This is a genomic window from Arthrobacter sp. NPDC055138, from assembly GCF_053607305.1.
The window spans coordinates 42,879-67,243 of record NZ_JBSGTH010000001.1; the positions used below are offsets into that span (position 1 = coordinate 42,879).

General features: G+C 67.5%; 23 protein-coding genes. 7 read left to right on the forward strand and 16 right to left on the reverse strand.

The genetic code is table 11. From position 1 onward, the window contains the following. Positions 1-140: 140 nt before the first annotated feature. Complete coding sequence (locus ACWF5H_RS00245) at positions 141-1,163, reverse strand: universal stress protein (RefSeq protein ID WP_452034104.1); 1,023 nt, start codon at positions 1,161-1,163, stop codon at positions 141-143. Between the two features lie 196 nt (positions 1,164-1,359). Between ACWF5H_RS00245 and ACWF5H_RS00250 the strand changes: the two genes are divergently transcribed. Then, entirely contained in the window at positions 1,360-2,010 is a 651-nt protein-coding gene (locus tag ACWF5H_RS00250) for an FAD-binding protein (protein WP_452034106.1), read from the forward strand. Positions 2,011-2,115: 105 nt separating this feature from the next. Next, on the forward strand, positions 2,116-3,585 hold the full coding sequence (locus tag ACWF5H_RS00255; protein ID WP_364652203.1) for an NCS2 family permease: 1,470 nt from the start codon (positions 2,116-2,118) through the stop codon (positions 3,583-3,585). 111 nt (positions 3,586-3,696) lie between these two features. Here the strand turns inward: ACWF5H_RS00255 and ACWF5H_RS00260 are convergent, their stop codons facing one another. Continuing rightward, positions 3,697-5,088 carry an MFS transporter gene (locus ACWF5H_RS00260; RefSeq protein ID WP_452034108.1) on the reverse strand — a complete coding sequence of 464 codons (1,392 nt, stop codon included), beginning with the start codon at positions 5,086-5,088 and terminating at the stop codon, positions 3,697-3,699. Positions 5,089-5,247: 159 nt separating this feature from the next. Here ACWF5H_RS00260 and ACWF5H_RS00265 point away from each other — a divergent pair, with 159 nt between their 5' ends. Beyond that, positions 5,248-6,180, forward strand: coding sequence for a LysR family transcriptional regulator (locus ACWF5H_RS00265; protein ID WP_452034109.1), 933 nt, complete (start codon positions 5,248-5,250; stop codon positions 6,178-6,180). Between the two features lie 284 nt (positions 6,181-6,464). Here the strand turns inward: ACWF5H_RS00265 and ACWF5H_RS00270 are convergent, their stop codons facing one another. From ACWF5H_RS00270 to ACWF5H_RS00280, 3 genes are all read right to left on the reverse strand, one after another. Next, positions 6,465-7,232, reverse strand: coding sequence for a spermidine synthase (locus ACWF5H_RS00270; RefSeq protein ID WP_452034111.1), 768 nt, complete (start codon positions 7,230-7,232; stop codon positions 6,465-6,467). Positions 7,233-7,325: 93 nt separating this feature from the next. Further along, positions 7,326-8,033: an O-methyltransferase gene (locus tag ACWF5H_RS00275; protein ID WP_452034112.1), complete on the reverse strand. Its 708-nt coding sequence runs from the start codon at positions 8,031-8,033 to the stop codon at positions 7,326-7,328. Beyond that, complete coding sequence (locus ACWF5H_RS00280; RefSeq protein WP_452034113.1) at positions 8,030-8,359, reverse strand: thiamine-binding protein; 330 nt, start codon at positions 8,357-8,359, stop codon at positions 8,030-8,032. The genes ACWF5H_RS00275 and ACWF5H_RS00280 overlap by 4 nt, the downstream gene beginning before the upstream one ends. 220 nt (positions 8,360-8,579) lie before the next feature. On the opposite strand from ACWF5H_RS00280, the gene ACWF5H_RS00285 reads away from it, so the two are divergent. Continuing rightward, positions 8,580-9,530, forward strand: a complete 951-nt coding sequence (locus ACWF5H_RS00285; protein WP_452034115.1) for a zinc-binding dehydrogenase — start codon at positions 8,580-8,582, stop codon at positions 9,528-9,530. 118 nt (positions 9,531-9,648) lie between these two features. Here the strand turns inward: ACWF5H_RS00285 and ACWF5H_RS00290 are convergent, their stop codons facing one another. The 4 genes from ACWF5H_RS00290 to ACWF5H_RS00305 all read right to left on the reverse strand — a co-directional run bounded on the left by ACWF5H_RS00290 (position 9,649) and on the right by ACWF5H_RS00305 (position 14,037). Beyond that, positions 9,649-9,960, reverse strand: a complete 312-nt coding sequence (locus ACWF5H_RS00290) for an AzlD domain-containing protein (protein ID WP_452034117.1) — start codon at positions 9,958-9,960, stop codon at positions 9,649-9,651. Continuing rightward, a complete protein-coding gene (locus ACWF5H_RS00295; RefSeq protein WP_452034119.1) occupies positions 9,957-10,769 on the reverse strand; it encodes an AzlC family ABC transporter permease in 813 nt (270 codons plus the stop codon). Before ACWF5H_RS00295 ends, ACWF5H_RS00290 begins: the two co-directional genes overlap by 4 nt. A gap of 93 nt (positions 10,770-10,862) precedes the next feature. Next, on the reverse strand, positions 10,863-13,118 hold the full coding sequence (locus ACWF5H_RS00300) for a glycoside hydrolase family 15 protein (RefSeq protein WP_452034120.1): 2,256 nt from the start codon (positions 13,116-13,118) through the stop codon (positions 10,863-10,865). A gap of 52 nt (positions 13,119-13,170) precedes the next feature. Beyond that, positions 13,171-14,037, reverse strand: a complete 867-nt coding sequence (locus ACWF5H_RS00305) for a glycerophosphodiester phosphodiesterase family protein (protein ID WP_452034122.1) — start codon at positions 14,035-14,037, stop codon at positions 13,171-13,173. Between the two features lie 199 nt (positions 14,038-14,236). On the opposite strand from ACWF5H_RS00305, the gene ACWF5H_RS00310 reads away from it, so the two are divergent. After that, positions 14,237-15,520 (forward strand): DUF445 domain-containing protein, encoded by a 1,284-nt coding sequence (locus ACWF5H_RS00310; protein ID WP_452035289.1) that lies wholly within the window; start codon positions 14,237-14,239, stop codon positions 15,518-15,520. A gap of 73 nt (positions 15,521-15,593) precedes the next feature. On the opposite strand, the gene ACWF5H_RS00315 is transcribed toward ACWF5H_RS00310, so the two are convergent. Genes ACWF5H_RS00315 through ACWF5H_RS00330 form a run of 4 tightly spaced genes read right to left on the reverse strand, consistent with a single transcriptional unit; the run spans position 15,594 to position 18,708 of the window. After that, positions 15,594-16,448, reverse strand: coding sequence for a 5-oxoprolinase subunit C family protein (locus tag ACWF5H_RS00315; RefSeq protein WP_452034124.1), 855 nt, complete (start codon positions 16,446-16,448; stop codon positions 15,594-15,596). Then, positions 16,445-17,068, reverse strand: a complete 624-nt coding sequence (locus ACWF5H_RS00320; RefSeq protein ID WP_452034125.1) for a 5-oxoprolinase subunit B family protein — start codon at positions 17,066-17,068, stop codon at positions 16,445-16,447. The genes ACWF5H_RS00315 and ACWF5H_RS00320 overlap by 4 nt, the downstream gene beginning before the upstream one ends. Before the next feature lies 1 nt (position 17,069). Next, positions 17,070-17,831: a LamB/YcsF family protein gene (locus ACWF5H_RS00325; RefSeq protein ID WP_452034126.1), complete on the reverse strand. Its 762-nt coding sequence runs from the start codon at positions 17,829-17,831 to the stop codon at positions 17,070-17,072. After that, complete coding sequence (locus ACWF5H_RS00330) at positions 17,818-18,708, reverse strand: hypothetical protein (protein WP_452034127.1); 891 nt, start codon at positions 18,706-18,708, stop codon at positions 17,818-17,820. The genes ACWF5H_RS00325 and ACWF5H_RS00330 overlap by 14 nt, the downstream gene beginning before the upstream one ends. 177 nt (positions 18,709-18,885) lie before the next feature. Between ACWF5H_RS00330 and ACWF5H_RS00335 the strand changes: the two genes are divergently transcribed. Beyond that, on the forward strand, positions 18,886-19,137 hold the full coding sequence (locus ACWF5H_RS00335; RefSeq protein WP_452034129.1) for a DUF6458 family protein: 252 nt from the start codon (positions 18,886-18,888) through the stop codon (positions 19,135-19,137). Positions 19,138-19,204: 67 nt separating this feature from the next. Here the strand turns inward: ACWF5H_RS00335 and ACWF5H_RS00340 are convergent, their stop codons facing one another. Continuing rightward, positions 19,205-19,603 (reverse strand): hypothetical protein, encoded by a 399-nt coding sequence (locus ACWF5H_RS00340; RefSeq protein WP_452034131.1) that lies wholly within the window; start codon positions 19,601-19,603, stop codon positions 19,205-19,207. Positions 19,604-19,691: 88 nt separating this feature from the next. Next, positions 19,692-19,919, reverse strand: coding sequence for a hypothetical protein (locus ACWF5H_RS00345; RefSeq protein ID WP_452034132.1), 228 nt, complete (start codon positions 19,917-19,919; stop codon positions 19,692-19,694). A 275-nt stretch (positions 19,920-20,194) separates the two neighbouring features. On the opposite strand from ACWF5H_RS00345, the gene ACWF5H_RS00350 reads away from it, so the two are divergent. Further along, positions 20,195-20,725 (forward strand): hypothetical protein, encoded by a 531-nt coding sequence (locus ACWF5H_RS00350; RefSeq protein WP_452034133.1) that lies wholly within the window; start codon positions 20,195-20,197, stop codon positions 20,723-20,725. Positions 20,726-20,877: 152 nt separating this feature from the next. Here ACWF5H_RS00350 and ACWF5H_RS00355 read toward each other — a convergent pair whose 3' ends face one another. Further along, entirely contained in the window at positions 20,878-24,327 is a 3,450-nt protein-coding gene (locus ACWF5H_RS00355) for a bifunctional proline dehydrogenase/L-glutamate gamma-semialdehyde dehydrogenase (RefSeq protein ID WP_452034134.1), read from the reverse strand. Between the last annotated feature and the right edge of the window lie 38 nt (positions 24,328-24,365).

Below are 24,365 nucleotides of genomic sequence, written 5' to 3' on the forward strand. Positions count from 1 at the left end.
GTGGAGGGGGAGGGGGGGTGAGGGGGGGGGAAGGTGGACGGCTTTGGGGGGGGGGGGGGTGGTTGGGGTGGGAAAAGAAGGAACTGGGCCGGGCCGAGACTTTGTTTGTTTCCGTCCCCGGCCCATGTGTACTGCGGTGGTTACCGCTCGTCGGCGTCAGGCAGGGGACCGAAGTTCCGGCGGTCGTTCAGCCGTGGATCCTGCCGGTCCGGGACCACCATGACCGGCCCCCTGGCGTGGTGAAGCACGCCCTGGCTGGTGGAACCGAGCAGCATGCCGGCGAAGCCGCCACGGCCGCGTGTGCCGACCACCAGCAGTTCTGCCGTGCGGGAAGCATCGATCAGAAGTTCCACCGGCGAGCCGTCCTGCACCTCGCCGATGACGTGCAGGTTCGGGAAGTGGCTCTTGATCCAGGCCACGCCGGCGTCGAGCTGCTCCCGGATATCCGCGTAGAGCGCTTCGCGGTCCAGCGGCGCGGGCACCCACGCCAGCGAGCCGGTGAACGGCGGCAGCGCGCACACCATCTTGAGCGGATAGCCAAGCCGTTCCGCCTGCTCTGCTGCCACCAGGGTGGCATTGCGTGCCTGCTCCGACCCGTCGACGCCGACGACGACGACCTTCTCGATGTCCTCCGGCCGCACGGCTTGTTCCTTGGACCGTGGGACTTCGATGTCCAGATCGCCGAGTCGGGGCGCGCAGGCCAGCGGAATGGTCACTGTGGGGCACTCCGCGTGGGCCGGGACGGCACTGCTGACCGAGCCGAGCAACCTGCCCATGAAGCCGCCACGCCCGCGCGTGCCGACAACGATCAGTTCGGCCTGTTCGGAGAGCTCCAGCAGGACGCCGGCAGCATCGCCGGTTTCGACTCTGGAGTCCACGTCCAGGTTGTAGCCGCCGATTTTGGCGACGGCCTGCTCCAGCACGGCTTCGGCGCCTTCGCGGATCACGGAATCGTCCAGCGTGGCATAGCCGGCATCCATGCTGGATGCAGCAAAAACCGGAACGGTGTAGGCAGTCACGACATGCAGTGGGGTCCGGCGCCGCTGCGCCTCCTCAGCAGCCCAAACCAACGCACAGATGCTCTGGTCGGAACCATCAACTCCGACGACGATGCCGCGTCGTGCGGCACCCTGTCCGGCGCTTCCGGCTGTGGCTTCTGTCATTCGTTCCGCCTCCCTCAACGTAGCACTGGCTCCCTCGCCAGCTACCCTCAGCTTACTCCGCGGCAAAGGCCTTCTCAGTGGCCGAAAAGTTATGTAGGCTTCGAGGAAATTACTTGTTGAACAACAGTTTCACAATGCATTACGGGCGGTCCGTTCGCCGTCCGAGGTTCTCCCTACCGTTCAAGGAGTCCGTGCCGTGAGTGGCGTTTCCATCCCAGAGGTGCCGACCGAGTACACCACCACGGTGGTCATCGGCTCCGGGCTGCCCGGATTGGCCGTGGCCAGTGAACTGAGCCGCCGAGGCGTGTCCTCGATCGTCGTGGAGGGGCTGCTTGCGCAGCCGTCCGACCCCAGCCGCCGCTCCGCGTTGCCAGACTCATCGGCCCGCGGCGAACGCAACGACCTGCTGCGGCTGCTGCAGGCCTACGCCGCCAGCCATGCCCTGGACATCCGGCGTAGCACCTTTGCCTGCGGCGTTAGCCGGACCTCCGGAAAAGCTGCGCCGTCAAAGCAACCGGGCACTCACTCAGTTGCATCCGAGGACAACGCGGGGCGTGTCCCTTCGATCAGCCGGGACGGTCAGCAGCGGTGGGTCATCCGCACCGAGCGCGGGCTGCTGGTGGCCGATTCGGTGGTCCTGACGGGCTGCGCGCAGAACCAGATGCGGCGCCTGCTCCGCAGCCTGGGCATCGCGGCCGGGGAAAACGCAGTTGCTGTCCTGAACGCCATCGGCCTGTATCTGGTGGGCGTGGCGGACCTGCTGGCCCCGAGTACTCGGGAGATTATCCGGCAGGCGAAGGTGGCCGGAAACGCCATCGCGTCCTCCGGCCGCACGGCCGTCGCCTGAGGATCGGGAGCCAAGCACCGCCGTCGTACGCCTCTGCGCACAGCAGGAGCGTAGAATTCTGGGGAAACTTCCAACTATGCCACTCACCCGTGGAGGACATTCCCCATGCCCGCAAAGGCAGCAGTAGCCGACAAGACTTCGGTGCTCGACCGATACTTTGAGATCACCAAGCGCGGCTCCAACTATTCACGTGAAATCCGCGGCGGCCTGGCCACGTTCTTCGCGATGAGCTACATCGTGGTGCTGAACCCGCTGATCCTGGGCGGCGCCGATTCAACCGGAGCCATGCTTGGCGCAGAACGCGTCGCGGCGGTGACGGCCCTGGTGGCCGGCGTGCTGACGATTGCGATGGGCGCGTGGGCCAAGTACCCGTTCGCCCTGGCGACCGGCCTGGGTGTCAACGCCTTCGTCGCCATCACGGTCGCTACCAATCCTGGCCTGACTTGGCCGGACGTCATGGGCCTGGTGGTGCTCTCCGGTATCACCATGCTGATCCTGGTGCTCACCGGGTTCCGGACCGCGGTGTTCAACGCTGTGCCGCAAAGCCTAAAGACCGCCATTGTGGTGGGCATCGGCATGTTCATCGCTCTGATCGGCCTGGTCAACGCTGGCTTCATCCGCCGCATCCCGGACGCCGCGGGCACCACTGTTCCGGTGGGCCTGGGGTTCGACGGCGTGCTGCTGGGCTGGCCGACCCTGGTCTTCATTTTCGGTCTGATCCTGACCATCGCCCTGGTGGTGCGCAAGGTCAAGGGCGGCATCCTGATCGGCGTGCTGTCCGCCACGGTGCTCGCGGTGATCATCGAGGCAGTGGCCAACGTCGGGCCGTCCGTGGGCCCGGACGGCTTCAACCCGCAGGGCTGGTCCCTGGTGGTGCCCGAGCTGCCGACCGGTAGCTGGGTGGGACTGCCCGATCTGAGCCTGGTCGGCCAGGTCAGCATTTTCGGCTCCTTCGGCACGCTGGGCTTCACGGCCGCTTCCCTGCTGGCCTTCGCCATCCTGCTGAGCATCTTCTTCGACGCCATGGGCACCATGGTGGGCCTGGCCAATGAGGCAGGGCTGACCGACAAGCAGGGCAACATTCCGCACGTGGACCGGGTGCTGATCGTCGACGCAGTGGGCGCGGTTGCCGGCGGCGCCGCATCGGTCTCTTCCAACCAGATCTACGTGGAATCCGGCGCAGGCATTGGCGAAGGTGCGCGCACCGGCCTGGCCAACGTCGTCACCGGGCTGCTGTTCCTGCTGGCCATGTTCTTCACCCCGCTGATTTCGCTGGTGCCGTTCGAGGCAGTGGCGCCGGCGCTCGTCGTCGTCGGTTTCATGATGGTTTCCCAGGTGGGCAAGATCGATTGGGCCGACTGGGGCGTGGCCATCCCGGCCTTCCTGACCTTCACCCTGATGCCGTTCACGTACTCCATTGCCAACGGTCTGGGCGCGGGCTTCATCGCCTACGTGTTGGTGCGCACGTTCCAGGGCCGGGCACGGGAGATCCACCCGCTGATGTGGATTGTTGCCGCAGCCTTCGTGCTCTTCTTCGGGATCGGGCCGGTCGAGCAGCTCATCGGCTTCCGCTGACAACAGCCTCTCGCTGAACAGCGAAGGGACCGGCGCCTCCCCCAACGGATGGCGCCGGTCCCTTTTGCTTGCCCGTGGCCAGGTCAGGGCCACGGGCAGGCTTGGGCTTTGTCAGGCCTGGGTCCGTACCTCGGCTCCGGTCTGGGCGGCGATGTCGGCCCGATCCAGATCGCGCAGCGACGCGCCCCTGGTTTCACGTGCGAAGTACACGGCCACGATGGTGATGACCGAAGCGACCACCAGGTACAGGGCCACCGGCAGCCAGTGCCCGAAGTCCTTCAGCAGGGTGGAAGCGATGATCGGGGCCAGCGAGCCGGCGAAGATCGACGTCACCTGGTAGCCCAGCGAGACGCCGGAATAGCGCATCCGGGTGGGGAACATCTCCGCCATGATGGCCGGCTGACCCGCATACATCAGGCCGTGCACGGCAAGGCCCAGGAAGATCGCGGCCAGGATGATGATCGGGTTCTGCGTGTCGAACATCGGGAAGGCGACGAAGGCCCAGACCCCCGACAGTACGGCTCCGACCATGTAGACCGGCCGGCGGCCGATGGTGTCCGACAGCCGTCCGTAGAACGGGATCACCACAAAGTGGAAGGCGTGCGCCAGGATCAGCAGGCCCAACACGGTGGTGACGTCGAAGTCGTGCACGGTCTTCAGGTAGGTGATGGAGAACGCCACGACGATGTAGTAGATGATGTTCTCTGCCACGCGCAGGCCCATGGCAGTGAAAACGCCGCGGGGGTAGCGCTTCATCACTTCCACCACACCGTAGGAGGTGGACTTGACCTTGGCGGACTCTGCCTGGGCCTCCAGGAAGATCGGCGCCTCGGTGACCTTGGTGCGGATGTAGTAGCCCACGATCACGATGACTGCGGAGAGCCAGAAGGCAACGCGCCAGCCCCAGGCCTGGAATTCGGCGTCGGAGAGGATGCCGGACATGACCCACAGCACCACAGTGGCCAGCATGTTACCCATCGGCACGCCGGCCTGCGGCCAGGACGCCCAGAAGCCTCGCTTGGCAGCCGGGCTGTGCTCGGCGACCAGCAGCACTGCGCCGCCCCATTCGCCGCCGATGGCGAAGCCCTGGATAAACCGCAAGGCCACGAGCAGGGCCGGCGCCCAGTAACCGATCTGGTCGAACCCGGGCAGGCAGCCCATCAGGAAGGTGGCTGTGCCGATCAGGATGATACTCAGCTGCAGCAGTTTCTTCCGGCCGACCTTGTCACCGAAGTGCCCAAATACGATGCCGCCTAGGGGCCGCGCGATAAAGCCGACGGCGAAGGTGACGAAAGCGGCGATGATCGCGTCCAGTTCGGTGCCGGCATCCGGGAAGAAGAGGGCGCCGAAAACCAACGTGGCGGCCGTGGCGTAGAGGAAGAACTCGTACCATTCCACAACCGTGCCGGCCATGGAAGCAATAACAACCTTGCGCAGGACCGACGGTGGTGACTCGTGCGAGGCACCGGATCCGGGTCCGGTGGGGGTAGCGTGGGCGCTCATCTTTCTCCTTGCGTGGCGTGCGGATACTGCGGTGCGCGGCCGCCGGGAGTGCTCCGGTGGCCTGTGAGTGAGGTCACAATTCGACCACCCTGAGTATTCCCTCTTCCGGCGTGTGCATCAATGGCAAACTTTGCAGGCCTAGTCTGCAAAAATGCAGACATGACTTCCGCGCCCCAGCCCACCAACCCGGACGACCTGATCATCCTGCTCGCTGTGGCCCGCACCGGCCGGTACACCTCCGCGGCCGACAACCTGGGCCTGAACCACACCACTGTCTCCCGTCGGATCGCCGCACTGGAGAAGGGCTTGGGCGGGCGCGTGCTCTCCCGCGCGCCAGGCGGCTGGGAACTGACCGATCTGGGCCGCAAGGCGGCGACGGTGGCCGAACGGATCGAGGAATCGCTGGCGGGGCTCAACCGCACGCCGGATGAAGCGGACCAGCTGGCGGGCGTGGTGAGAATGTCCGCCACCGACGGCTTCAGCGCCTTCGTCGCCGCGCCGGCAATTGCCCGCCTGCAGCAGCACCACCCCAAGCTCAGCGTGGAGATCGTGACTGCCGCCCGGCGGGCTTCGCAGCATCGCCCTGGCCTGGATTTCGAAGTCGTCGTCGGGCGGCCGCAAGTCAACCGCGCCCGATCCATCCGGCTGGGCAGCTACGTCCTGGGCCTGTACGGCTCCCGCGACTATCTGGCCAAGCACGGCACGCCGGGCAGCGTCCGCGCGGCCATGAACCACCCGCTGGTGTATTTCATCGACTCGATGCTGCAGGTGGACGATTTGGATGCCCCGCGCCGGTTGCTGCCGGCGATGGTGACAGCCCTCGGTTCCACCAATGTGTTTGTCCATGTGGAGGCTACCCGCGCCGGCGCCGGCCTGGGCTTGTTGCCGTGCTTCATGGCCAACCGGCATCCGGATCTGGTCCGCATCCTGCCGGAGGAGTTGGAGGAGCGTCTCGGTTACTGGCTGGTGGCCCGCCCGGAATCACTGCGGCAACCGGCAGTGGCCGCCGTCGTCGAGGTGTTGAGGCGGGAGGCCCGCAACAGGGAGGCAGAACTGTTGGGAAGGACAGCGAAGGGTGAAGGTGATCGGTGAACAGTGCGGTTAAAGGATTCAATTGACCGAGATGCCGGGCACTGTACCTAACTTGGGGGGATTAGGTTGTCAGCACCCGGCATCCGGCGCCGGACCAAGTCCGGCTGAGCAGACATAGCGCTCCAGCCACCATCCATAGTGTCGAAGCCGTTTTTTCTATGCCTGCCTCCGGAGAGCCCGCCGCAAGCGGCTCGCTCCCGGGCCTTATACGACCGAGGATCGGCCGTTCGCTTCCATCTTACAAACAAATCCGGGCCGAAGTCATAACGTTCAAGGAACGGCAGCTAATTGACCGGAGGGTCTTGCCGGATCGCCGATCCTCTGCAAAACTGCGCTATTTTTGCCCCGCTCCACAGCTGGGCGGGCACCGCGCCGTGCAGTAGCTCGCGGATCAGCGCCGGGCCGGTTTCCAGCGGCTCGTCGCTGGCGGCGATCACCACGTTTCCGTGCCGCCGGCCCTTGAGCATCGGCGGGTCGGCGATCATCACCAGATGCTCGAAGACCTCGCCGATGGTGGCCGCTTCCTCGCGCGCCCCGGCCAGCTGGGGCGTATCTCCGCAATTCACCAGGTAGACGCCGCCGGGCGAGAGCACGCGCCGCGCCGCGCGGGTGAATTCCAGCGTGGTCAGCCCCTCCGGGGTCGTGCTGCCGGAGAAGACGTCGCGAATCAGCAGGTCCCTGCTGTCTTCGCTCAGCGATTCGGTCACCGACCGCGCTTCGCCTACCCTGATCCGCACCAGAGGCGCGCGCGGGATGTCGAACCACCGCCGCACCAGCTCGGCCAGCTTCGCATCAATCTCGACGACGACCTGCCGCGCCTGCGGATAGGCGGCCGCCAGATAACGGGCCATCGAGCAGGCTCCGCCGCCCAGATGCAGTACGCGCAGCTTGTCCCCGGACTCCCAGCGGGATCCGATCAACGCCGCCATCCAGCGCATGTATTCAAAGTCCAGGCGCAGCGGATCGCCAATCACCACGTGGGAGGACTGGACGCCGTTGATCTTGAGCAGCCAACTGTCCGCAGATTCCGGTTCCCGGATCAGTTCGGCCATTCCGGAAGAGATTTCGTAGCGTCCTTCGGCCGGCCCGCCGGACGCCTCCGGCTCCCGTGACGCGTCGGCACGGGCGCTTCGCCGCCCCATCGGCTACTTGACCAGAGCCAGCGCGAAACCGTCCCAGCCCTTGCCGCCCACGGTCTGGATCGCGGTGGCATCGAGGCGCTCGTCGGAGCCCAGCAGCGCCAGCGCGTCGCGGGTTCCCCGGATGTCGCGGTCCTCCGTGCTTCCACCGCCGCCCTCGGCCAGCACCTGCCCGGAGCGGACCACGTTGTCCACCACAATCAGGCTGCCTGGACGCGTCAGCCGCAGCGCCCACTCAACGTAGTTCCGGTTGTTTTCCTTGTCCGCGTCAATGAACACCAGATCGAAAGGCCCGTCGTCCCCGGCGGCCAGGCTCGGCAGCGTTTCCAGCGCGGCACCCACCCGGATGCTGACCTTGTCCGCCACGCCGGCGGCCTCCAGGTTCCGCTGGGCGACCTCTGCGTGGTGCGGCTCGTACTCGCAGCTGACCACTTCGCCGCCATCCGAGACTCCGCGGGCCAGCCAGATGGTGCTGTAGCCGCCGAGCGTGCCGATCTCCAACACCTTGCGCGCACCGGTCAGCTTGGCCAGCAGCATCAGCAGCTTCCCCTGCGGGGCGCTGACCTCAATGGCCGGCAGGCCCTCCCGGTCCGCGCTCTCCCGTGCCGACACCTGGGCCGCATCTTCGCCCACCAAGGTGACGGTCAGGTAGTCCTCGACCGCTGTCCACGTTTCGGCCCGGTCGGCGTCCTGCCTGCCGCGCTCGTGGCTCACTTCTGATCCCGTTCTGTGATCGCGGCCTCCAGCCGGTCCACCTTTCCGGCGAGCTCTCCGTAGTAGCCCGGACGAATATCAGCTTTCAGCACCAGCGAAACCCGTGATCCGTACTTGCCCACGGCTTCAGTGGCGCGCTTGACCACGTCCATGACCTCGTCCCATTCACCCTCGATGGTGGTGAACATGGCATCGGTCTTGTTCGGCAGGCCCGATTCCCGAACGATCCGGACGGCTTCGGCGACGGCGTCGTGCACCGAGGCGTCGTGCGGTGCCGGTCCGGCGGTGGGAACCCCGGAGGGTGCAACAGAGAAGGCTACAAGCATGGCTTCAGTCTTCCACAGGGCCACAGCCAACGACAGGTCCACCGTCACCTGCCGCAATCGGCGGTGCCCGCTGGGTCACACTGGAGGGTGATGGACGGTACATGCATATACATGGAACTTTTGGAGTGGCCGGGCTACGGTGACAGGAGGGCCACGAGCCCCGCTGCTCCGGCCAGACCCTACGGAGCGGAACGTCAGACACGCAGCCAAAGGAAAACCTATGAAAGCCTGGCAGTTCACCAATACCCACGAGCCCCTTGTACTGACCGACGTCGAGGAGCCAACGGCCGCCCCCGGCGGTGTGGTCGTCGATATCAAGTCGGCCGGCTTGTGCCACTCCGACGTCGGCATGCTCGAAGACGAGGGCTGGCTCTCCACGCTGGCCAAGCGCCCCATCACACTGGGCCACGAAGTCGCCGGCGTCGTCACCGAGGTGGGCGACGGCGTGACCGACTGGAAGGTCGGAGACCGCGTTGGCTTCTGCCCCACCACGTCCGCTGGCGCTCCCGGCTACGCGTTCGACGGCGGCTTCTCCTTCAAGGCTGCGATCGACCAGGAGGCGCTGGTCCGCATTCCGGACAACGTCAGCTTCTCGCAGGGCGCGGCCGGCACCGATGCCGGCATGACCAGTCACCACGCCGTGATCGCGAACGGACAGGTCGAGGCCGGCGACAAGGTCGGCATCATCGGCTTCGGCGGCCTCGGCTCCATCGGCGCCCGCGTAGCCGTCCTGGCCGGCGCGGAGGTCTACGTGGCCGAAGTCAACGAGAAGGTCTGGGACCAGGTCCGCGAGGTCGGAGCCAAGGATGTGGCCAAGTCCATCGCTGACTTCAAGGAGATTGGCCTGGACGTCATCGTGGACTTCGCCGGGTTCGGCACCACCACCGCCGAGGCCGTCGAGACGGTCCGCCGCGGCGGCCGCGTGGTCCAGGTCGGCATGGGCCGGTTGGAAGCCACCATCAGCACCAAGACGCTGATTCTGTCCGAAGTCACCCTGGTTGGCTCGCAGGGCGGCACCAAGGAGGACGTGCAAGGCGTCTACGACTACTTCGCCACCGGCAAGCTCAACCCGACCGTCACCGAGATCAGCTTCGAGGAGATCCCGGAAGGCCTGGAAAAGCTGAAGAGGGGCGAGGTCGTCGGCCGGCTGGTCGCCAAGATCGCTGACTGACTCCTGACTGCTCAATTGACGACGGCGGTGCGCACCGCCGTCGTCAATCGCGCCTTAAGAGTCATTCCCCCCCCATTGAGGTCGAACCACAGCCAGCGTGTGCGGGGCAGCCGCGCGGCTATCCCCAGCCGGACAGGCGGAGCAGGGCGGCCGCGGCGGCGCCAGCGATGACCACCACCAGGAACGGCGCACGCAGCAGCAGCGCGACGGCTGCGGCCAGCAGGGCTCCGATCCGGGCGTCGAACACCAACTGCTGGCCGCTGGAGAAGGTGTTGACCATGGTCAGCGAGGCGAGCAGGCCAATGGTCATGGTGGCGGCAATGCGGGACATCCGCTGGTTCTTCATCCACTTGGCCGGCACCAGGTAGCCCGCCAGCTTGGTCAGGTAGGAGACGGCGCAGGCGATCAGGATCCAGATCCAGAGACTCACGGGGCATCCTTTCCGTCTGCGCCGTCGGCCGGGCCGCCGTCCAGCCCCGCGGCGCGCCGCTCGGATTCGGCCAGTGTGTGGCTGCAGTCGTGCTCGGCGTACGGTTCGTCGTAGGGCTCGATGTCCGGGGCCATCCCGGCCGGAACCGGCTTGTGCGTGAACCAGCCGATGGCCGCCGCGACGGCTGCGGCCACCAGGATGGGCACGCCGCTGGGGACGAACGGCACGGCCAGCAGCGTGGCCAAGGCACACACCGCGGCGATGGCGGCCGGCTCTTTGCCTCTCAGCCTCGGCCAGAGCAAGGCCAGGAAAGCGGCGACCGCTGCCCCGTCAAGGCCCCACTGCTTCGGGTCTCCGAGCGCGTTACCGGCCAGCGCTCCCACCAAGGTGAAAAGATTCCATAGCAGGAATATACCCACGCCGGCTGTCCAAAAGCCGCGCCGCTGCTCGCCGGGATCCTCCTGGCCGGACGCCGTAGCGGTGGATTCGTCAATGGTCACCTGGGCGGCCAGCGGTCGGCGCCAGCCGCGCGGGGAGACGAGCGCATTCATCTGCATGCCGTAGATGCCGTTGCGGATGCCCAGCAAGGCGGAAGCAGTCATCGCCGCCACGCCGGTCCCGCCGCCGCCGATCACCCCAATGAAGGCGAACTGGGAGCCGCCGCTGAAGAGCAGCAGGCTCAGCGCCATGGTCTGCCAGAGGTCCAGTCCGGACGTCACTGACAGCGCGCCGAAGGAGACCCCGTACAGTCCGGTGGCGATGGAGATGGACAGCCCCACCTTCACGGCCGGGGACTGAAAAAACTTCACCTATCTACAGTAGCCGGGCCACGGGGTGCCGCGCGGGCGCACGGAAGGGGCACCGCCGTCGTCGTGCAGGAAGGAACGAGCGGTGCGGGCGGGCTACACCGCGTCCTGCGCGTGGCCGTTAATCGCGTCAGCCGCCCGGATCAGGGCCAGGTGCGAGAACGCCTGCGGAAAGTTGCCCGTCATCCGCTTGCTCACCGTGTCATACTCCTCGGCCATCAGCCCCAGCTCGTTCGCGTAACCCATCAGCCGGTCCATCAGGTCGCGTGCATCGCCGATCCGCCCGGAGCGGGCATACTGTTCCACCAGCCAGAAGCAGCAGGCCAGGAAGGGATGTTCGCCCGGCGCCAGCCCGTCCATCCCGGAGCCGGTCCGGTAGCGCAGGATCAGCCCGTCCGCGTCCACGAGCTCCTGCTCCAGCCGGGCCACGGTACCGAGCATCAGGTCGTCGTCGTACTTGACGAAGCCCACCTGCGGCAGCACCAGCAGCGACGCGTCCACTTCGGTGCTGTCGTAGGACTGCGTGAAGGAGTTGATCTCCCGGTTGAAACCGTGCTCCATGACCTCCTCGCGCAGCCGGTCCCGCAATTCCGTCCAGCGCACGGCCTTGCCGTCCAGCCCGTGCTCCCGGACCGCGCGGACGCCGCGGTCGAAGGCTGCCCACATCATCACCCGGGAGTGCGTGAAGTGCCGCCGGGGACCGCGCATCTCCCAGATGCCCTGGTCCGGCTCGTCGAAGTGCTTCTCGATGTAGTGCAGCATGGCCTTCTGCAGCGGCCAGGAGAAGTGGTCCTCGCTGCCGCCCAAGTTGCGCAGCTTCTCCAGCGCCACCATGACCTCGCCGATCACGTCCGCCTGGTACTGGTCCACGGCGCCGTTGCCCACCCGGACCGGTGCGGAGCCCTCATAACCGGGCAGATGCTCGATGATGCGCTCCCGAAGATCGCGTTCGCCGGCCACCCCGTACATGATCTGCAGGTCCTCCGGGTCTCCGGCCACCGCGCGGAGCAGCCAGTTGCGCCATTGCAGGGCCTCGGTCTCATAGCCGTGCGTCATCATCGATTCCAGCGTCAACGCCGCATCGCGCAGCCAGACGTACCGGTAGTCCCAGTTCCGCTCCCCGCCGACGGCCTCCGGCAGCGAGGTGGTCGGCGCGGCAACGATTCCGCCGGTGGTCTCATGCGTCATGGCGCGCAGCACCAGCAGCGAGCGCTTGACCATGGCGTGGTAGTCGCCCTGCGGCGGGAACCGCGAGCACCAGTTCTGCCAGAAGTTCACCGTCTCATCCAGCGCGGCGTCGACGTCGATCATCGGCGGGACGGTCCGGTGGGAGGGAAACCAGCACAGCTCGTAGTCCACCCGCTCGCCGGCCCTGATGGTGAATTCGCCCCGGTGCCGGCGCTCCGCGGCCCGCGGCAGGTCATCTCCGTGCAGCACCAGCGCGTCGGGCCCGGCAATCGCGACAATCGATTCCTTCCCGGTCTGCTCGTCCTTGACCCGGTTCACCCAGGGGACCACGTCCCCGTAGTGGAACCGCATGATCAGCTCCTGCCGGATCTTCATTTCCCCGGACAGGCCCTCAACCCGCCGCACCAAGGACGCCCTGCGGTCGCCCACCGGCATGAACTCGGTGATCAGCGCTTCGCCCGTGCTGCTCTTCCAACGGGTCTGCAGCACAAACGTGGACACAATATAGGTGCGCCTCACGACGACGGCGTGCGGTTCCTCTGCTGCGTCGGCGGCGGTCGGCGGACGGTGATCCCGAGCGGGCTGCCGGTGGACGGGCGCTGAGGCCACACCTCCCTTGTGCATGGCGTCCGCCGCAGTGGACTGCCCGGATCCTGAGCCGGCCGCCGACTCGGCCGTGGCGCTGGTGGCAGCCCCGGAGTCCCCGGCCTCGGCGGTGCCGGCCGCGTCGCCGGATTGATCTGCTTCGCCGTCCGCGTCACCGGACTGTGCTTCGCGGGCCGCGCGGCCCGTCACGGCAGCCCTCTTGGCCTCCTCGGTGGCGGACTGCCCGTGGGCCTCCGGATCCGAGGAGACCGCTTCGTCCTGTTCCTGTGTGGAGACCGGCTGCTGGCTCCCTTGCACATCTGCCGGGTCCTTGCCCTGTTTGCCCTCCGGGCCGGCCCCCATCGGAGAGTCAGTCTGGGAATGCGCACCATCCGGGGCCAGCAGCCAGCGGCCGTGTCCGGGGCCGCCCAAGAGCGCGGAGAATACAGAGGGCGAGTCGAAGCGGGGCAGGCAGAGCCAGTCCATGCTCCCGGACCGGGAGACCAACACTCCCGTGTGCAGATCCGATATGAGTGCATAATCCTCAATGGGAGATGCCATGCACCAAATAAACCACAAAGGTACTGGATGCGGCAGTGGCCGCAGGCTGCTTATCCCGGGCGACGGCGGCCTAGACGCGGGCCGTCTCCAGTTGCCGGCGGACCTCGGCCGGGCGGTTGGTGGTGATCTCGCCGAAGCCCAGTTCGCGGCACAGCTTCACGTCCTGCGGATCGTCGACCGTCCAGACGCGGAACTGCGTGCCGGCATCCAGCCAGCGGCGGACCAGCGGCAAATGTGAGCGCACGTAGTCCACGCCAGGTCCGGCCAGACCGACGCGATGCTCCTCGATCAGCCCCTCGCCTTCGGACAACGCCCGCCGCAACAGTCCGGCCACTGCGCCGACCGTTAGCTCGCCCATCATCAGGCTGGCTTTGAGCTCTTCGGCGTCAATGTCATCCAGCAGTTGGCAGACATATTCGCCGGGCATGTTGTCGGCCAGGTACTTCACCGCGTCCGGGTGGAAGCTCATGAAGCTCATCTGGATGTTGTCCAGCCGCGAGGTGTCCGGGTCCCAGCCCTCTGCCATCAGGTACTTGAGCAGTTCGTCTTCCAGCTCCTGCCCGTACGGGCTGGGGTGCTTGAGCTCCACCGCCAGGCCCAGCGGCCGTCCGGCGCCCCGCATCAGGTCCACCAGGTCGTCCAGGGTGACCAGTTGGTCCGCGGTGCCGCCGTATTCGGGCGGAATCGGCACGCCTTTCCAGGAACTGACGTCCAGCTGCAGCAGTTCATCCATCGTGTAGTCGGAAACGTTGCCGGTGCCGTTGGAGGTGCGGTCCAGCGTGAAGTCGTGGAAGCAGACCAGCCGGCGGTCCTTGGTCAGGTGGACGTCGCACTCGATCCCGTCAGCGCCGTCGGCGATCGCCTGCAGATAGGCGGCTCGGGTGTTCTCCGCATATTGCTCGCTGGAACCGCGGTGCGCATAGATCCTCTGGTCCATGAATTCACCGTACGCGATGACCGGACAACCGGACCCGCCGTAGGGTTGACTGAAGGGTGAACGGTCAATGATCGTTCGGCGATTCGGCTTCGGAGGCAACATGGGCACTCAGACTGGCGGCGGCGTCGCACCTGACACGGCGAACGAACGGGCGGACGGGCCGAGAGGCGACCCGCGGGACGGAAGCGCGGCGGGGAACATGCCCGGAAGCGGACCGAACGGGGGCAGCCGGACCGCTGCGGTGCCGGACAGCGTCCGGGCCGCGGGCCTGCGCCGGATGAAGCTGCTGGCCACCGGGCTGCTGGTGGTACTGGCCTTGGTCTTCCTGGTCTCCTTCGCTCTGCAGGACAGCTATCCGTGGCTGGGCTACGTGCGGGCCGCGGCCGAGGGCGGCATGGTGGGCGCGCTGGCGGACTGGTTCGCGGTGACCGCGCTGTTCAAGCACCCGATGGGGCTGAAGATCCCGCACACCGCGATCATCCCGCGCCGCAAGGACCAGATTGGGGCGAGCCTGGGCCAGTTCGTGGGGGAGAACTTCCTGGCGGAGGACGTGGTCAAGGCCAAGATCGGTTCACTCGGGATTACCGCCAAGGCCGGGCTCTGGCTGGAACGGCCGGAGAACACCGAACGGGTCGCCCGCGAGGGAGCCACGGCCATCCGCGGGGCCTTGCAAGTGCTCAACGACGAGGACGTGCAGGCGTTGATCGAGTCGCTGGCCCGCCGCCACCTGCTGGATCCACCTTGGGGTCCGCCGTTGGGGCGGCTGGCCGAGCATGTGCTGCGCGACGGCCACCACCTGAAGCTGGTGGATCTGCTGCTGGACCGCGCCGCCGACTGGGTGCTGGACAACCAAGAGACCGTGGCGCGGCTGGTCTCCGACCGCTCGCCGACCTGGGTGCCGCAGTTCGTGGATTCGCTGGTGGGCGACAAGGTCCATCTGGAGCTGTACAAGTTCATCCTTGCGGTGCAGGCCGACCCGGACCATCCGATGCGCCGGCAGCTGGACGCCTATCTCAACTCCGTGGCGCAGGATCTGCAGCACGATCCGGAGATGATGGCGCGGGTCGAAGCGATCAAGCACAACGCGCTGGGCGATCCCGAAGTCCGGGCGCTGGCCACCCGGACCTGGGAGACGCTGAAAACAGCGCTGCTGGAGGCGGTGGAAGATCCGCAGAGCGAGCTGAGCCTGGCCTTCAAGCGGGCGTTGGCCGACTTCGGCCACCGGTTGGCCACCGACGCGGAACTGGCGGCCAAAATCGACGGCTGGATCGAGGAAGCGGCGGGGTACCTGGTCCGGACCTACCGTTCGCAAATCGCCAGCGTCATCACCGAGACGGTGGAGCGCTGGGATGCGCAGGAGACGTCGCGCAAGATCGAGCTCCAGGTGGGCCGGGACCTGCAGTTCATCCGGATCAACGGCACAGTGGTCGGATCGCTGGCCGGGCTGACCATCTTCACCGTGGCCACCGCCGTCTTCGGATAGACCGGCCCGGCGGGCTGCGGTCAGCACGCCGGGATCGATCTGGGGCCAGAACCGGCCCGCGCCGGGGCCGTTCTCAGCCGGCCCAGAAAAAGCGGATGCGCTGGCCGGGACGGGCCTGGGCGAGCAGCGGCAGGTCCGCCGCTGCCACCACGGCCGGCACCGGATAGCCGCCGGTCACCGGGTGGTCGGCCAGGAACACTGTGGGCAGCCCGGACGGCGGCACCTGCACCGCGCCGGTGAGCATGCCCTCGCTGGGCAGTTCCCGTTCGTCCACCCGCCGCAACGGCCGCCCCAGCAGCCGCAGCCCCACGCGGTTGCTGTCGGCGCTCACCGTCCAGTTGCCGAGCGTCAATCGTTGGCGGGTGTCCGGGGCGAACCAGTCCAGCCGCGGGCCTGACTGCAACCGCACGGCCACGGTGCCCGCGGGCGGAAGCGGCACCGGCATCCATGGCGACTCGGGCGCCGGGGTGTCGGCACCGACCCGCAGCACGTCCCCGTCCTGCAACCGCGCCGGGCCCATCCCGGACAGCAGATCGGTGGCCGCCGACCCCATCAGCTGCTCGGCCACGATGCCGCCGGCCACTGCCAGGTAATAGCGCAGTCCGGACGTGGCCACGCCGATCTCCAGCCGCTGGCCCGCCGTGATCCGGAACGGGCGGTAGCGGTCCATGCTCCCGCTTCCCGAGGCCGACACCTCGCCGAAGGCGCCGGTCAGTGCAACCACCGCGTCGTCGTCGAACTGCAGAACCGCCCCGCCCAACAGCAGCTCCAGGCCCGCTGCGGACTCCGGGTTACCCACCAGCCGGTTGGCAGCACGCAGGGCCCGGGCGTCCAGCGCCCCGGACGGGCCGAGCCCGATGGCGGCGTGGCCCGGACGGCCGAGGTCCTGCACCAGCAGTTCGGGCCCGGTCTTGACCACCGTGATCACGACTGCACCGCCCTGAACCGGACGCGCGTTCCCGGCGCTATCAGCGCGGGCTGTTCCCGCGCGGCGTCCCACAGCCGCGCATCGGTCCTGCCGATCAGCTGCCAGCCGCCGGGCGACGCCGACGGATAGACGCCGCTGAACTCGCCCGCCAGCCCCACGGATCCGGCAGGCACGCGGGTCCGCGGTTCGGCCAGCCGCGGCACCTGCAGCGGATTCTCCGGTGTGACCAGATAGGCAAACCCGGGCGCGAAGCCGGTAAAGGCGGCCATCCACTCGCACTGCTGATGCCGGCGGACCACCTCAGCCTCGCTCACGCCCAGCAGCCTCGCCACCTCCGGCAGGTCCTGGCCGGAGTAGTCCACCTCAAGGGTGAGGACGTCCCCGGGGTCTGCGGCGGTGCCTGCTTCGACGTCGTGCGGTGCCGTTTGTTCCAGCCAGTGTCGGACGACGGCGGTGCTCGCCGGGGCGGCGAATGTCACCAGGATGGTGCGGGCAGCGGGAACCAGCTCCGTTACCCCGGGCGGCGTTGAAGCCGAGAGCGCGGTGTAGTGGGCCAGGACGTCGTCCAGGGTGGGGAATTCGGCCAGCAGTGCACCCTCGCCGAAGGGCAGGATCCGCACCCTACCGTCCGGAGGTCCGGGCGGCATCGGTGAAGGGGCGGAGGCTAATGCCCGCCGCGGCCAGCCGCTGCCGGACCAGCCGCGCCATGGCCACTGCCCCGGGGGTGTCGCCATGGACGCAGAGCGAATCGGCCGCGCCACGCAGGGCGAATTCCACCGCGCGGTCGGCAATCTGCTCCAGGTCTTCCAGCAGGGCGCCCGGCTCGCCGCGCGGAATCAGCGTGCCGTCGGCGCGGTAGCCGCGGTCAACGAACGCCTCCCGGAACACCGGCAGCCCGGCATCGGCGGCCAGCTCGAGCACGGCGGATCCCGGCAACCCCAGGACGGGAAGCCGCGGATCGAAGGCACCGACAGCTTCCACCACGGCCGCGGCCTGGCTGCGGTCGTGGACTATCCGGTTGTACAGGGCACCGTGCGGCTTCACATAGGCAATGGGCGTTCCCGCCCCGCGGGCAATCCGGTCGAGGGCAGCCAGCTGGGACGCCACATCGGCGACCAAGTCGGCCGGCGCCACCTCCATGGACCGACGGCCGAACCCGGCGCGGTCCTGATAGGAAACGTGCGCGCCCACCGCCACCCTGTTCTCGGCCGCGCGGCGGCAGCTGGCCAGCATGGTTTCGTCGTCGCCGGCGTGGTAGCCGCAGGCTATGTTGGCGCTGGTGATCAGGGGGAACATCGCGGCGTCGTCGCCCATCAGCCGGCCGTCGACCGATTCGCCGAGGTCGCTGTTCAGGTCGATCCCCGGCCGGTCACTCGCGGTCATGGTCCGCGGACTCCGTGATGGCCTTCTGGCCTTTGCGCCTGACCACGGGCAGCTTCTCCACCATTTTGGCGGTCAATCGCCCAGGCGCTGCCGGAAGTGCGCCCAGCCGGTACCGGTTTTCGACCAGATCCTCCACCAGTGACATCGGCAGGACCAGCGGCGGTTCACCGAAGGCCGTTTTGGTGGCGCCGATGACGCGCCGGCCCATCACGTGGTTGCCCACACCGCCCACCGCCGCGCCAATGCCGAACGGAATGACCCGGCCCAGCATCGCGGTACCTTGCTTGGCCACTATTTTGGCCAGGAACCGCTTCTTCAGGCTGTCCACCAGAGAGCTGACCATGCCGGAGGACATGGTGCTGCCCACCGCGTTTCCCCACGCGCGGGTCGGATTCCCTCCGCGGCCGCCGGCCTGGCCGGCAAACTCCTTGATCAGCGAGCGGCCCTCCTCGCCCATCAGGATGGCCATCACCATGGCCTGCGAGCGCTCCGGGTTTTCGGTGTCAATGCCGTGCAGTTCGGCGATGGACTGGGCGAAGAGCGCCGTGGATTCCAGGAAGCCGACGGTCGCCACCGCAGACAGGCCCAGCGAGGCCAGCGCGGTTATCCCGGGAACGACGGCGGTGGCACCCACCGCCGCACCGCCTGAGCTCACCGTTGTCAGATAGTGCTTCTCCAGCTTCGCGGCCAGCTCCGCCGGCGTGGCGTCCGGATACTTGCGCCGCAGCCGGTCCAGATTGGCCAGCACCAGCGGCCGCTGCACGTCCAGGGCCCTCATGAAGGCAGTGGTCGTGCCGGGTTTCGGGTTGCCCTGCTTATCGAAGGCCGCATCCGTAGCCACCCGCATGGCTGGATTGATCTTCCGTCCTTTGGCCACAAAACCTCCTGGAACTCTCAGCACCGCAATGGTGTTCCGGCCTTAAGCCTAAATCACAGCTTCCGGGACGTTCTCCCAAACAGCAAGTATGCTGACAATTGCACCGCGTACTTCCTGTCCGACGGTCGGCTCAGTACTGGCTGCGCCGGCCGCCCTATGTAAAAGGAGTTAGTGGCTATGAGAATCGGATCATCAATTGCGTTGATCGCCATCGGCGCAATCCTGGCCTTCGCTGTTGCGGATGTCGTGGATTTCATCGACCTGACACTGATCGGCTGGATCCTCATGGGGGTCGGCGTGCTGGGCCTGATCATCTCGATCGTCATGGCCGTTCCCCGCAGAGACCACCGCGTGACCGAGAGCCGCCAGGTGCAGGACCCGAACACCGGCGAAACCATCCGTCGAGACGAAACCCGCGGCAGCCTCTAGGTCAACCTCCGGTACCGGCGTGCGCCGGCGGCGTGCGGCGCATTGTCGTCGGCGCGGGGCCGGCGGATCAGCGCGGTTTCTTGCTTCCCAGCGCCACCAGTGAGAGCACGATCCCTGCCCCGCAGACCAGCGTGGCGATGAAGGCCAACAGCGGTGTGCCGCTGGCCGCGCCCAGGGTCAGGCTGAGCGGCAGCCAGAGCACGGCCCAGCCGAGTACAGCGAACAACGGCGCGTAGCGCTCGCCCCGAGCCGTCCACCGGTACGCAAGAATCGCCAGCACCATGACGGCGAGCGAACCGGCCAGCGAGATCCAGGCGAGCGCGCCGCCCGCGTCGGGCTCGTCCCGAGCCCCGGTGGCATAAGCGGTCAGGGCGTCCAGGGCCATCACGATGACACCCGCCGCAATGGCCAGCAGCAGGATGTTGCCCGCCTGGATCAACAGCATGCGGCGCACATCAGGTCTCACGCTGCCTCCTCCCTGCAGATCCGCAGAGGCGCAGTGCCCCGGCGGAACCTGTCCGTCCGGGGCACTGCGCGGGTGTACTGCGCTGTTTTTACCAGCGCACCTTCTTCTCCTGCGGACCCTGCCTGCCGCTGGAATGCTTCGGCTTGTGGTTGTTGCCGATGCTGTGCCAGCCGGGCAGATCGCCGGCCTTCGCACCCCGCGGGGCCAGCTTGGCCTGCTGCTCAGCGGTCAGCTTGGCTGCGGCGGCCGGAGCGAGGTGGATGTTCGGTGCACTCAGTTCGGCGGGCTTCGGCGCCCGCGGATCGATATCAGTCATGGCTCTCCTTCGGATTCTCATCGAGCCTGCTGGAGACTTCTCCGCCGGATCAGGGCTCAAGGCGCGGACGCCAAATAGCCGGATCGGATCCGGAGAGCGGGGGTGGATTCAGGGAACCACTCGCGAGGTAGAGCCTCAGCAAGCATTGTTTCGGTCGTCGTTTTTGACCGGTCCAGGACCTGGTTACCCGAAAATCAGAATTCCCATGGCGCACAGCCTAACAGCGTTGCCCGGCATCCGGTAGATTCTCAAAGAAAGGCCGGCCAAGGGGGACCATGTCCGCATCACAGTTCGACCAGCGGTACGACTCGATCTACCAGCGGGGCGGTGTAGCCCATGAAACTGCGCGAAGCGCCGCCCGGCCCGCCGTGCCCCAAGTAGCCCCGGCCAGGCCCGCGGCACCCCCCGCCGTACACGCCAAGGATGCCCGACCCGCCTTCAACGCTGCCGCAACGGAGCTTGAGGGCGACAGCCTCGCGCAGTCGACCGGCATCGCCGAGATCATTCCGCCGGACGCAGCAGCACAGGTCCGGCCGGAAGGCACTCCCGCCGCGCACCGAACGATCAACCCCTTCCTGGTGGCGCTTTGGGTGCTTGGCCTCGGGCTCACCGCCTTTGGCACGTGGGCGTCGGTCGCGCCGTATCTGATCGAGATGGAAGCTGAGGCTGTGCCGAGCAGCCCCTTCGGGCCGCCGTGGTATTTCCTGTTGTCAACCGTGGCCCCCAATGTGCTGCTCGCCGGGCTGGTTACTATTGCCGGTGTGCTCACCTTGCACGCGGTCGGCTGGACGCGGCGGCACGGCTGAGCAGACGCCGCCCGGCCCTGGACAGCTCCTGGCATCCACTATTCAGCAGGCGCCCTCCTCACGCTTGAGAAGGGCGCCTGCTGAATAGTCGGCCCGGGGGGTGGCGGCGGCCCGGGGGGGGTGCGGCGGTTCGGGTGGAGTCGCCGCAGCGCTCAGATCAGGCCGTCGGCCAGATGGTCGGGGGTGCCGAAGCGGTGCGCGGTGATGCTGACCGCCTGCTCGTGCAGGAAGGGCAGCATTTCCAACCGGCCGGCTTCGGTCACCGGGTGGGCATAGACCGCCACATCCGGCCGCCCACCGGTGGCGACGGCCAGCGCCTTGGCGTCCCCGCCGATCAAGCGGATCCGCCCGGCACCGAGCCGGGGCAGCCGGGCCAGCCAGGCGCCGTCGTCCTCCACCGTCACCTCAAGGCCCAGCTCCGTGGCCAGCGCCTGCAAGGACGCGGGAAGCGCGACGGCGGTGGATACCGCCACATCGGAACCCGCCAGCACGCCGGCGGCCAGCACGCGGACCAACTGTGCCAGCGGCTCGCCTTCGGACAACCGGACCGTGACCGGAACCGGCAGGTAGCGGAACACATTGCGCTCCGCCGTCAGCCCGGAGACGTCCTTGGCCACGCCGAACTCGTCGGCCCAGGCCGCGGCGTCGGAACGCAGCGAACGCTCCAGCCCGCCCAACTCCTCCGCGGACAGCGACTGCCCGGCCCTGCGTGCGGCCTCCAGCAGCTTGGCCGCGGCGCCGTGCACCTCCGCCGCAGCCGTGGACGGAGCCGTCTCCCACTCGCCGAGCCCCATCAAGTAGTTGGGTCCGCCGGCCTTGGTGCCAGCGCCCACCGAGGACTTCTTCCAGCCGCCGAACGGCTGGCGCCGCACAATGGCTCCGGTGATGCCGCGGTTCACGTAGAGGTTGCCGGCCTGAATGTTCTGCAGCCAGTAATCCAGCTCATCCGCATCCAGCGAATGCAGGCCGGAGGTCAGTCCGTAGTCGATGTCATTGGTGATGGCCACCGCTTCCTCCAGGGTTTCGGCGGTCATCACACCCAGGATCGGGCCGAAGAACTCGGTCAAGTGGTAGCGCGATCCGCGCGCCACGCCGGTCCGCACCCCGGGGCTCCACAGCTTGCCGGAACCGTCGAGTTGGCGGGGCTGGATCTGCCAACTTTCCCCGGCCCCCAGCGTTGTCAGCCCGTCCAGCAGCTTGCCTTCGGCCGGCGCTATGATCGGACCCATCTGCGATGTGGGGTCCTCCGGGTAGCCCACCTTCATGGACGTGACCGCATCCACCAGCTGGTTGCGGAACCGCGGCGAGGTGGCGGCGGATCCGACCAAAATCACCAGCGATGCCGCAGAACACTTCTGCCCGGCATGGCCGAACGCGGAGTACGCCACGTCCTTGGCGGCCAGATCGAAGTCGGCGCTGGGGGTGACGATGATGGCGTTTTTGCCGGACGTCTCGGCCAGCAGCGGCAGGTCCGGACGGAAGGAACGGAACAGTTCGGCGGTCTCGTAGGCGCCGGTGAGGATCACCCGGTCCACCTGCGGGTGGGAGATCAGCTGCTTGCCAAGTTCACGCTCGCCCAGTTGCACCAACTGCAGCACGTCCCGCGGCACGCCGGCCTCATCCAGCGCTTCCCACACCGCTTCTACCATCACGGCACCGGTGCGTGCGGCCTGCTGCGCGGGCTTGATCACGACGGCGGAGCCCGCGGCGAGGGCTGCCAGCACACCTCCGGCGGGGATCGCGGTCGGGAAATTCCACGGCGGGGTCACCACGGTCAGTTTCGACGGGACGAAGGTGGCGCCGTCCACGCTGTCCAGCTTCCGGGCCAGCTCGGCGTAGAAGTGCGCGAAGTCGGCGGCCTCGGAGACTTCCGGGTCGCCCTGGTCCAGCGTCTTGCCTGCCTCGGACGCCATGACCTCCAGCAGCCGGGCGCGGTTGGCGTTCAGCTTGTCGCCTGCCTTGTGCAGCACCTCGGCGCGTTCGGCGCCGCTCATTGCGCCCCAGCTCTTGGACTGCTCCACGCCGTTGGCGATCACCTGCTCCAGCCGCGCCTCGTCGCTGATCTGGGCGGCCGCAACCGTGTCGTGGCCGAGTGTCGAGGCCGGGACCCGGGCCAGGATCTCCCTGCCCCAGGCCAGGTTGGCGGGCAGCGACGGATCGGTGTCCGGGATGTTGTCGAAGGAGTCGGAGGGACGGGCCGGCTCCGGCTTCCTGCGGTCCTGCTGCCGGCCGGGTTCCGGCACTTCGTCGTCGAGCGCCTCCAGCGAGGCGAGGAAGCGCTGCTTTTCGCGTTCGAACAGCCTCTCGTTCTTGCTGAGTTCGAAGACCGCAGACATGAAGTTTTCGCTGCTGGCGCCTTCTTCCAGCCGGCGGATCAGGTAGGCGATCGCCACGTCGAACTCGGCGGGATGGACCACCGGCGTGTAGAGCAGCAGCGAACCGACGTCCTTTTTCACCGCTTCGGCCTGGCCCTGCGCCATGCCCAGCAGCATCTCGAAGTCGATACCGGCCTCCACACCGCGCTGCTTGGCGAGCAGCCAGGCGAACGCGACATCGAAGAGGTTGTGTCCGGCCACGCCGATGCGCACGTTGCGGATCCGCTCCGGCTGCAGGGCATAGTTGATCACGCGCTTGTAGTTGGTGTCCGAGTCCTGCTTGGTTTCCCAGGTCGCCAGCGGCCAGCCGTGCAGCGAGGCTTCCACCTGCTCCATGGGCAGGTTGGCCCCCTTGACCACCCGCACCTTGATAGCGGCGCCGCCGCGGGAACGGCGGGCGGCAGCCCATTCCTGCAGCCGGATCATGGCCCGGAGTGCGTCCGGCAGGTAGGCCTGCAGCACAATGCCTGCTTCCAGCTGCTCGAACTCGGGCTGGTCCAGGATCTTGGTGAAGACCGCCATGGTCATCTCCAGGTCCTTGTATTCCTCCATGTCCAGGTTGATGAACTTGCGCTTCGGGGAGGTGGCCGCCTGCCGGTAGAGCGGGGTGAGGCTCTCGACGACGTGCTCCACCGCTTCGTCGAAAGCCCAGTGAGAGTGCGGGGCCACGGTGGAGGAGACCTTGATCGAGACGTAGTCCACGTCGTCGCGCGCCAGCAGGTGCTTGGTGCCTTCCAGCCGGCGTTCGGCCTCGCGGCTGCCCAGGACCGCCTCGCCCAGCAGGTTGATGTTCAGCCGGACATCGTCCTTGCGGATCTTGGCGATCGCCGGCCCCAGCTTGGCGTCGGTGGCGTCAACGATCAGGTGGCCCACCATTTCGCGCAGCACCCGGCGGGCCGCAGGAATGACTACCTGCGGCAGCACCGGCGCCAAGGTGCCGCCCGTCCGCACCGCGGCACGCATGTACCAGGGCAGGAAGGACGGAGCCTTCGGCGCCAGCGTGGCCAAGTTGCGGGCAGCGACCCTCAGATCCTCGGGCCGGATCACGCCGTCTACGAATCCCACGGTGAACTCCAGGCCGTGGGGATCGTTCAGCACGCCGGCCAACTGCTCGGCCGCGGCGTCGGCCGGAATCTTCTCTGCTTCGGTCAGCCAGTGACGGACCAGCTTGATGGTGTCGGCGGCGAGGTCGGCCGCCTGCGTTCCGGCAAAACTTGTGGTCTGCATCGGTGCCTCCTTGAGGACGTCGGTCACGGCTGCATCAG

Excerpts from the sequence above, each read along its gene's own strand:
- ACWF5H_RS00255 (WP_364652203.1), top strand. The coding sequence starts at position 2,116 with ATGCCCGCAAAGGCAGCAGTAGCCGACAAGACTTCGGTGCTCGACCGA.
- ACWF5H_RS00265 (WP_452034109.1), top strand. The coding sequence starts at position 5,248 with ATGACTTCCGCGCCCCAGCCCACCAACCCGGACGACCTGATCATCCTG.
- ACWF5H_RS00350 (WP_452034133.1), top strand. The coding sequence starts at position 20,195 with ATGTCCGCATCACAGTTCGACCAGCGGTACGACTCGATCTACCAGCGG.
- ACWF5H_RS00270 (WP_452034111.1), bottom strand. The coding sequence starts at position 7,232 with ATGGCCGAACTGATCCGGGAACCGGAATCTGCGGACAGTTGGCTGCTC.
- ACWF5H_RS00345 (WP_452034132.1), bottom strand. The coding sequence starts at position 19,919 with ATGACTGATATCGATCCGCGGGCGCCGAAGCCCGCCGAACTGAGTGCA.
- ACWF5H_RS00305 (WP_452034122.1), bottom strand. The coding sequence starts at position 14,037 with ATGGACCAGAGGATCTATGCGCACCGCGGTTCCAGCGAGCAATATGCG.
- ACWF5H_RS00325 (WP_452034126.1), bottom strand. The coding sequence starts at position 17,831 with ATGACCGCGAGTGACCGGCCGGGGATCGACCTGAACAGCGACCTCGGC.
- ACWF5H_RS00355 (WP_452034134.1), bottom strand. The coding sequence starts at position 24,327 with ATGCAGACCACAAGTTTTGCCGGAACGCAGGCGGCCGACCTCGCCGCC.
- ACWF5H_RS00280 (WP_452034113.1), bottom strand. The coding sequence starts at position 8,359 with ATGCTTGTAGCCTTCTCTGTTGCACCCTCCGGGGTTCCCACCGCCGGA.
- ACWF5H_RS00260 (WP_452034108.1), bottom strand. The coding sequence starts at position 5,088 with ATGAGCGCCCACGCTACCCCCACCGGACCCGGATCCGGTGCCTCGCAC.
- ACWF5H_RS00285 (WP_452034115.1), top strand. The coding sequence starts at position 8,580 with ATGAAAGCCTGGCAGTTCACCAATACCCACGAGCCCCTTGTACTGACC.
- ACWF5H_RS00310 (WP_452035289.1), top strand. The coding sequence starts at position 14,237 with ATGCCCGGAAGCGGACCGAACGGGGGCAGCCGGACCGCTGCGGTGCCG.
- ACWF5H_RS00335 (WP_452034129.1), top strand. The coding sequence starts at position 18,886 with ATGAGAATCGGATCATCAATTGCGTTGATCGCCATCGGCGCAATCCTG.
- ACWF5H_RS00245 (WP_452034104.1), bottom strand. The coding sequence starts at position 1,163 with ATGACAGAAGCCACAGCCGGAAGCGCCGGACAGGGTGCCGCACGACGC.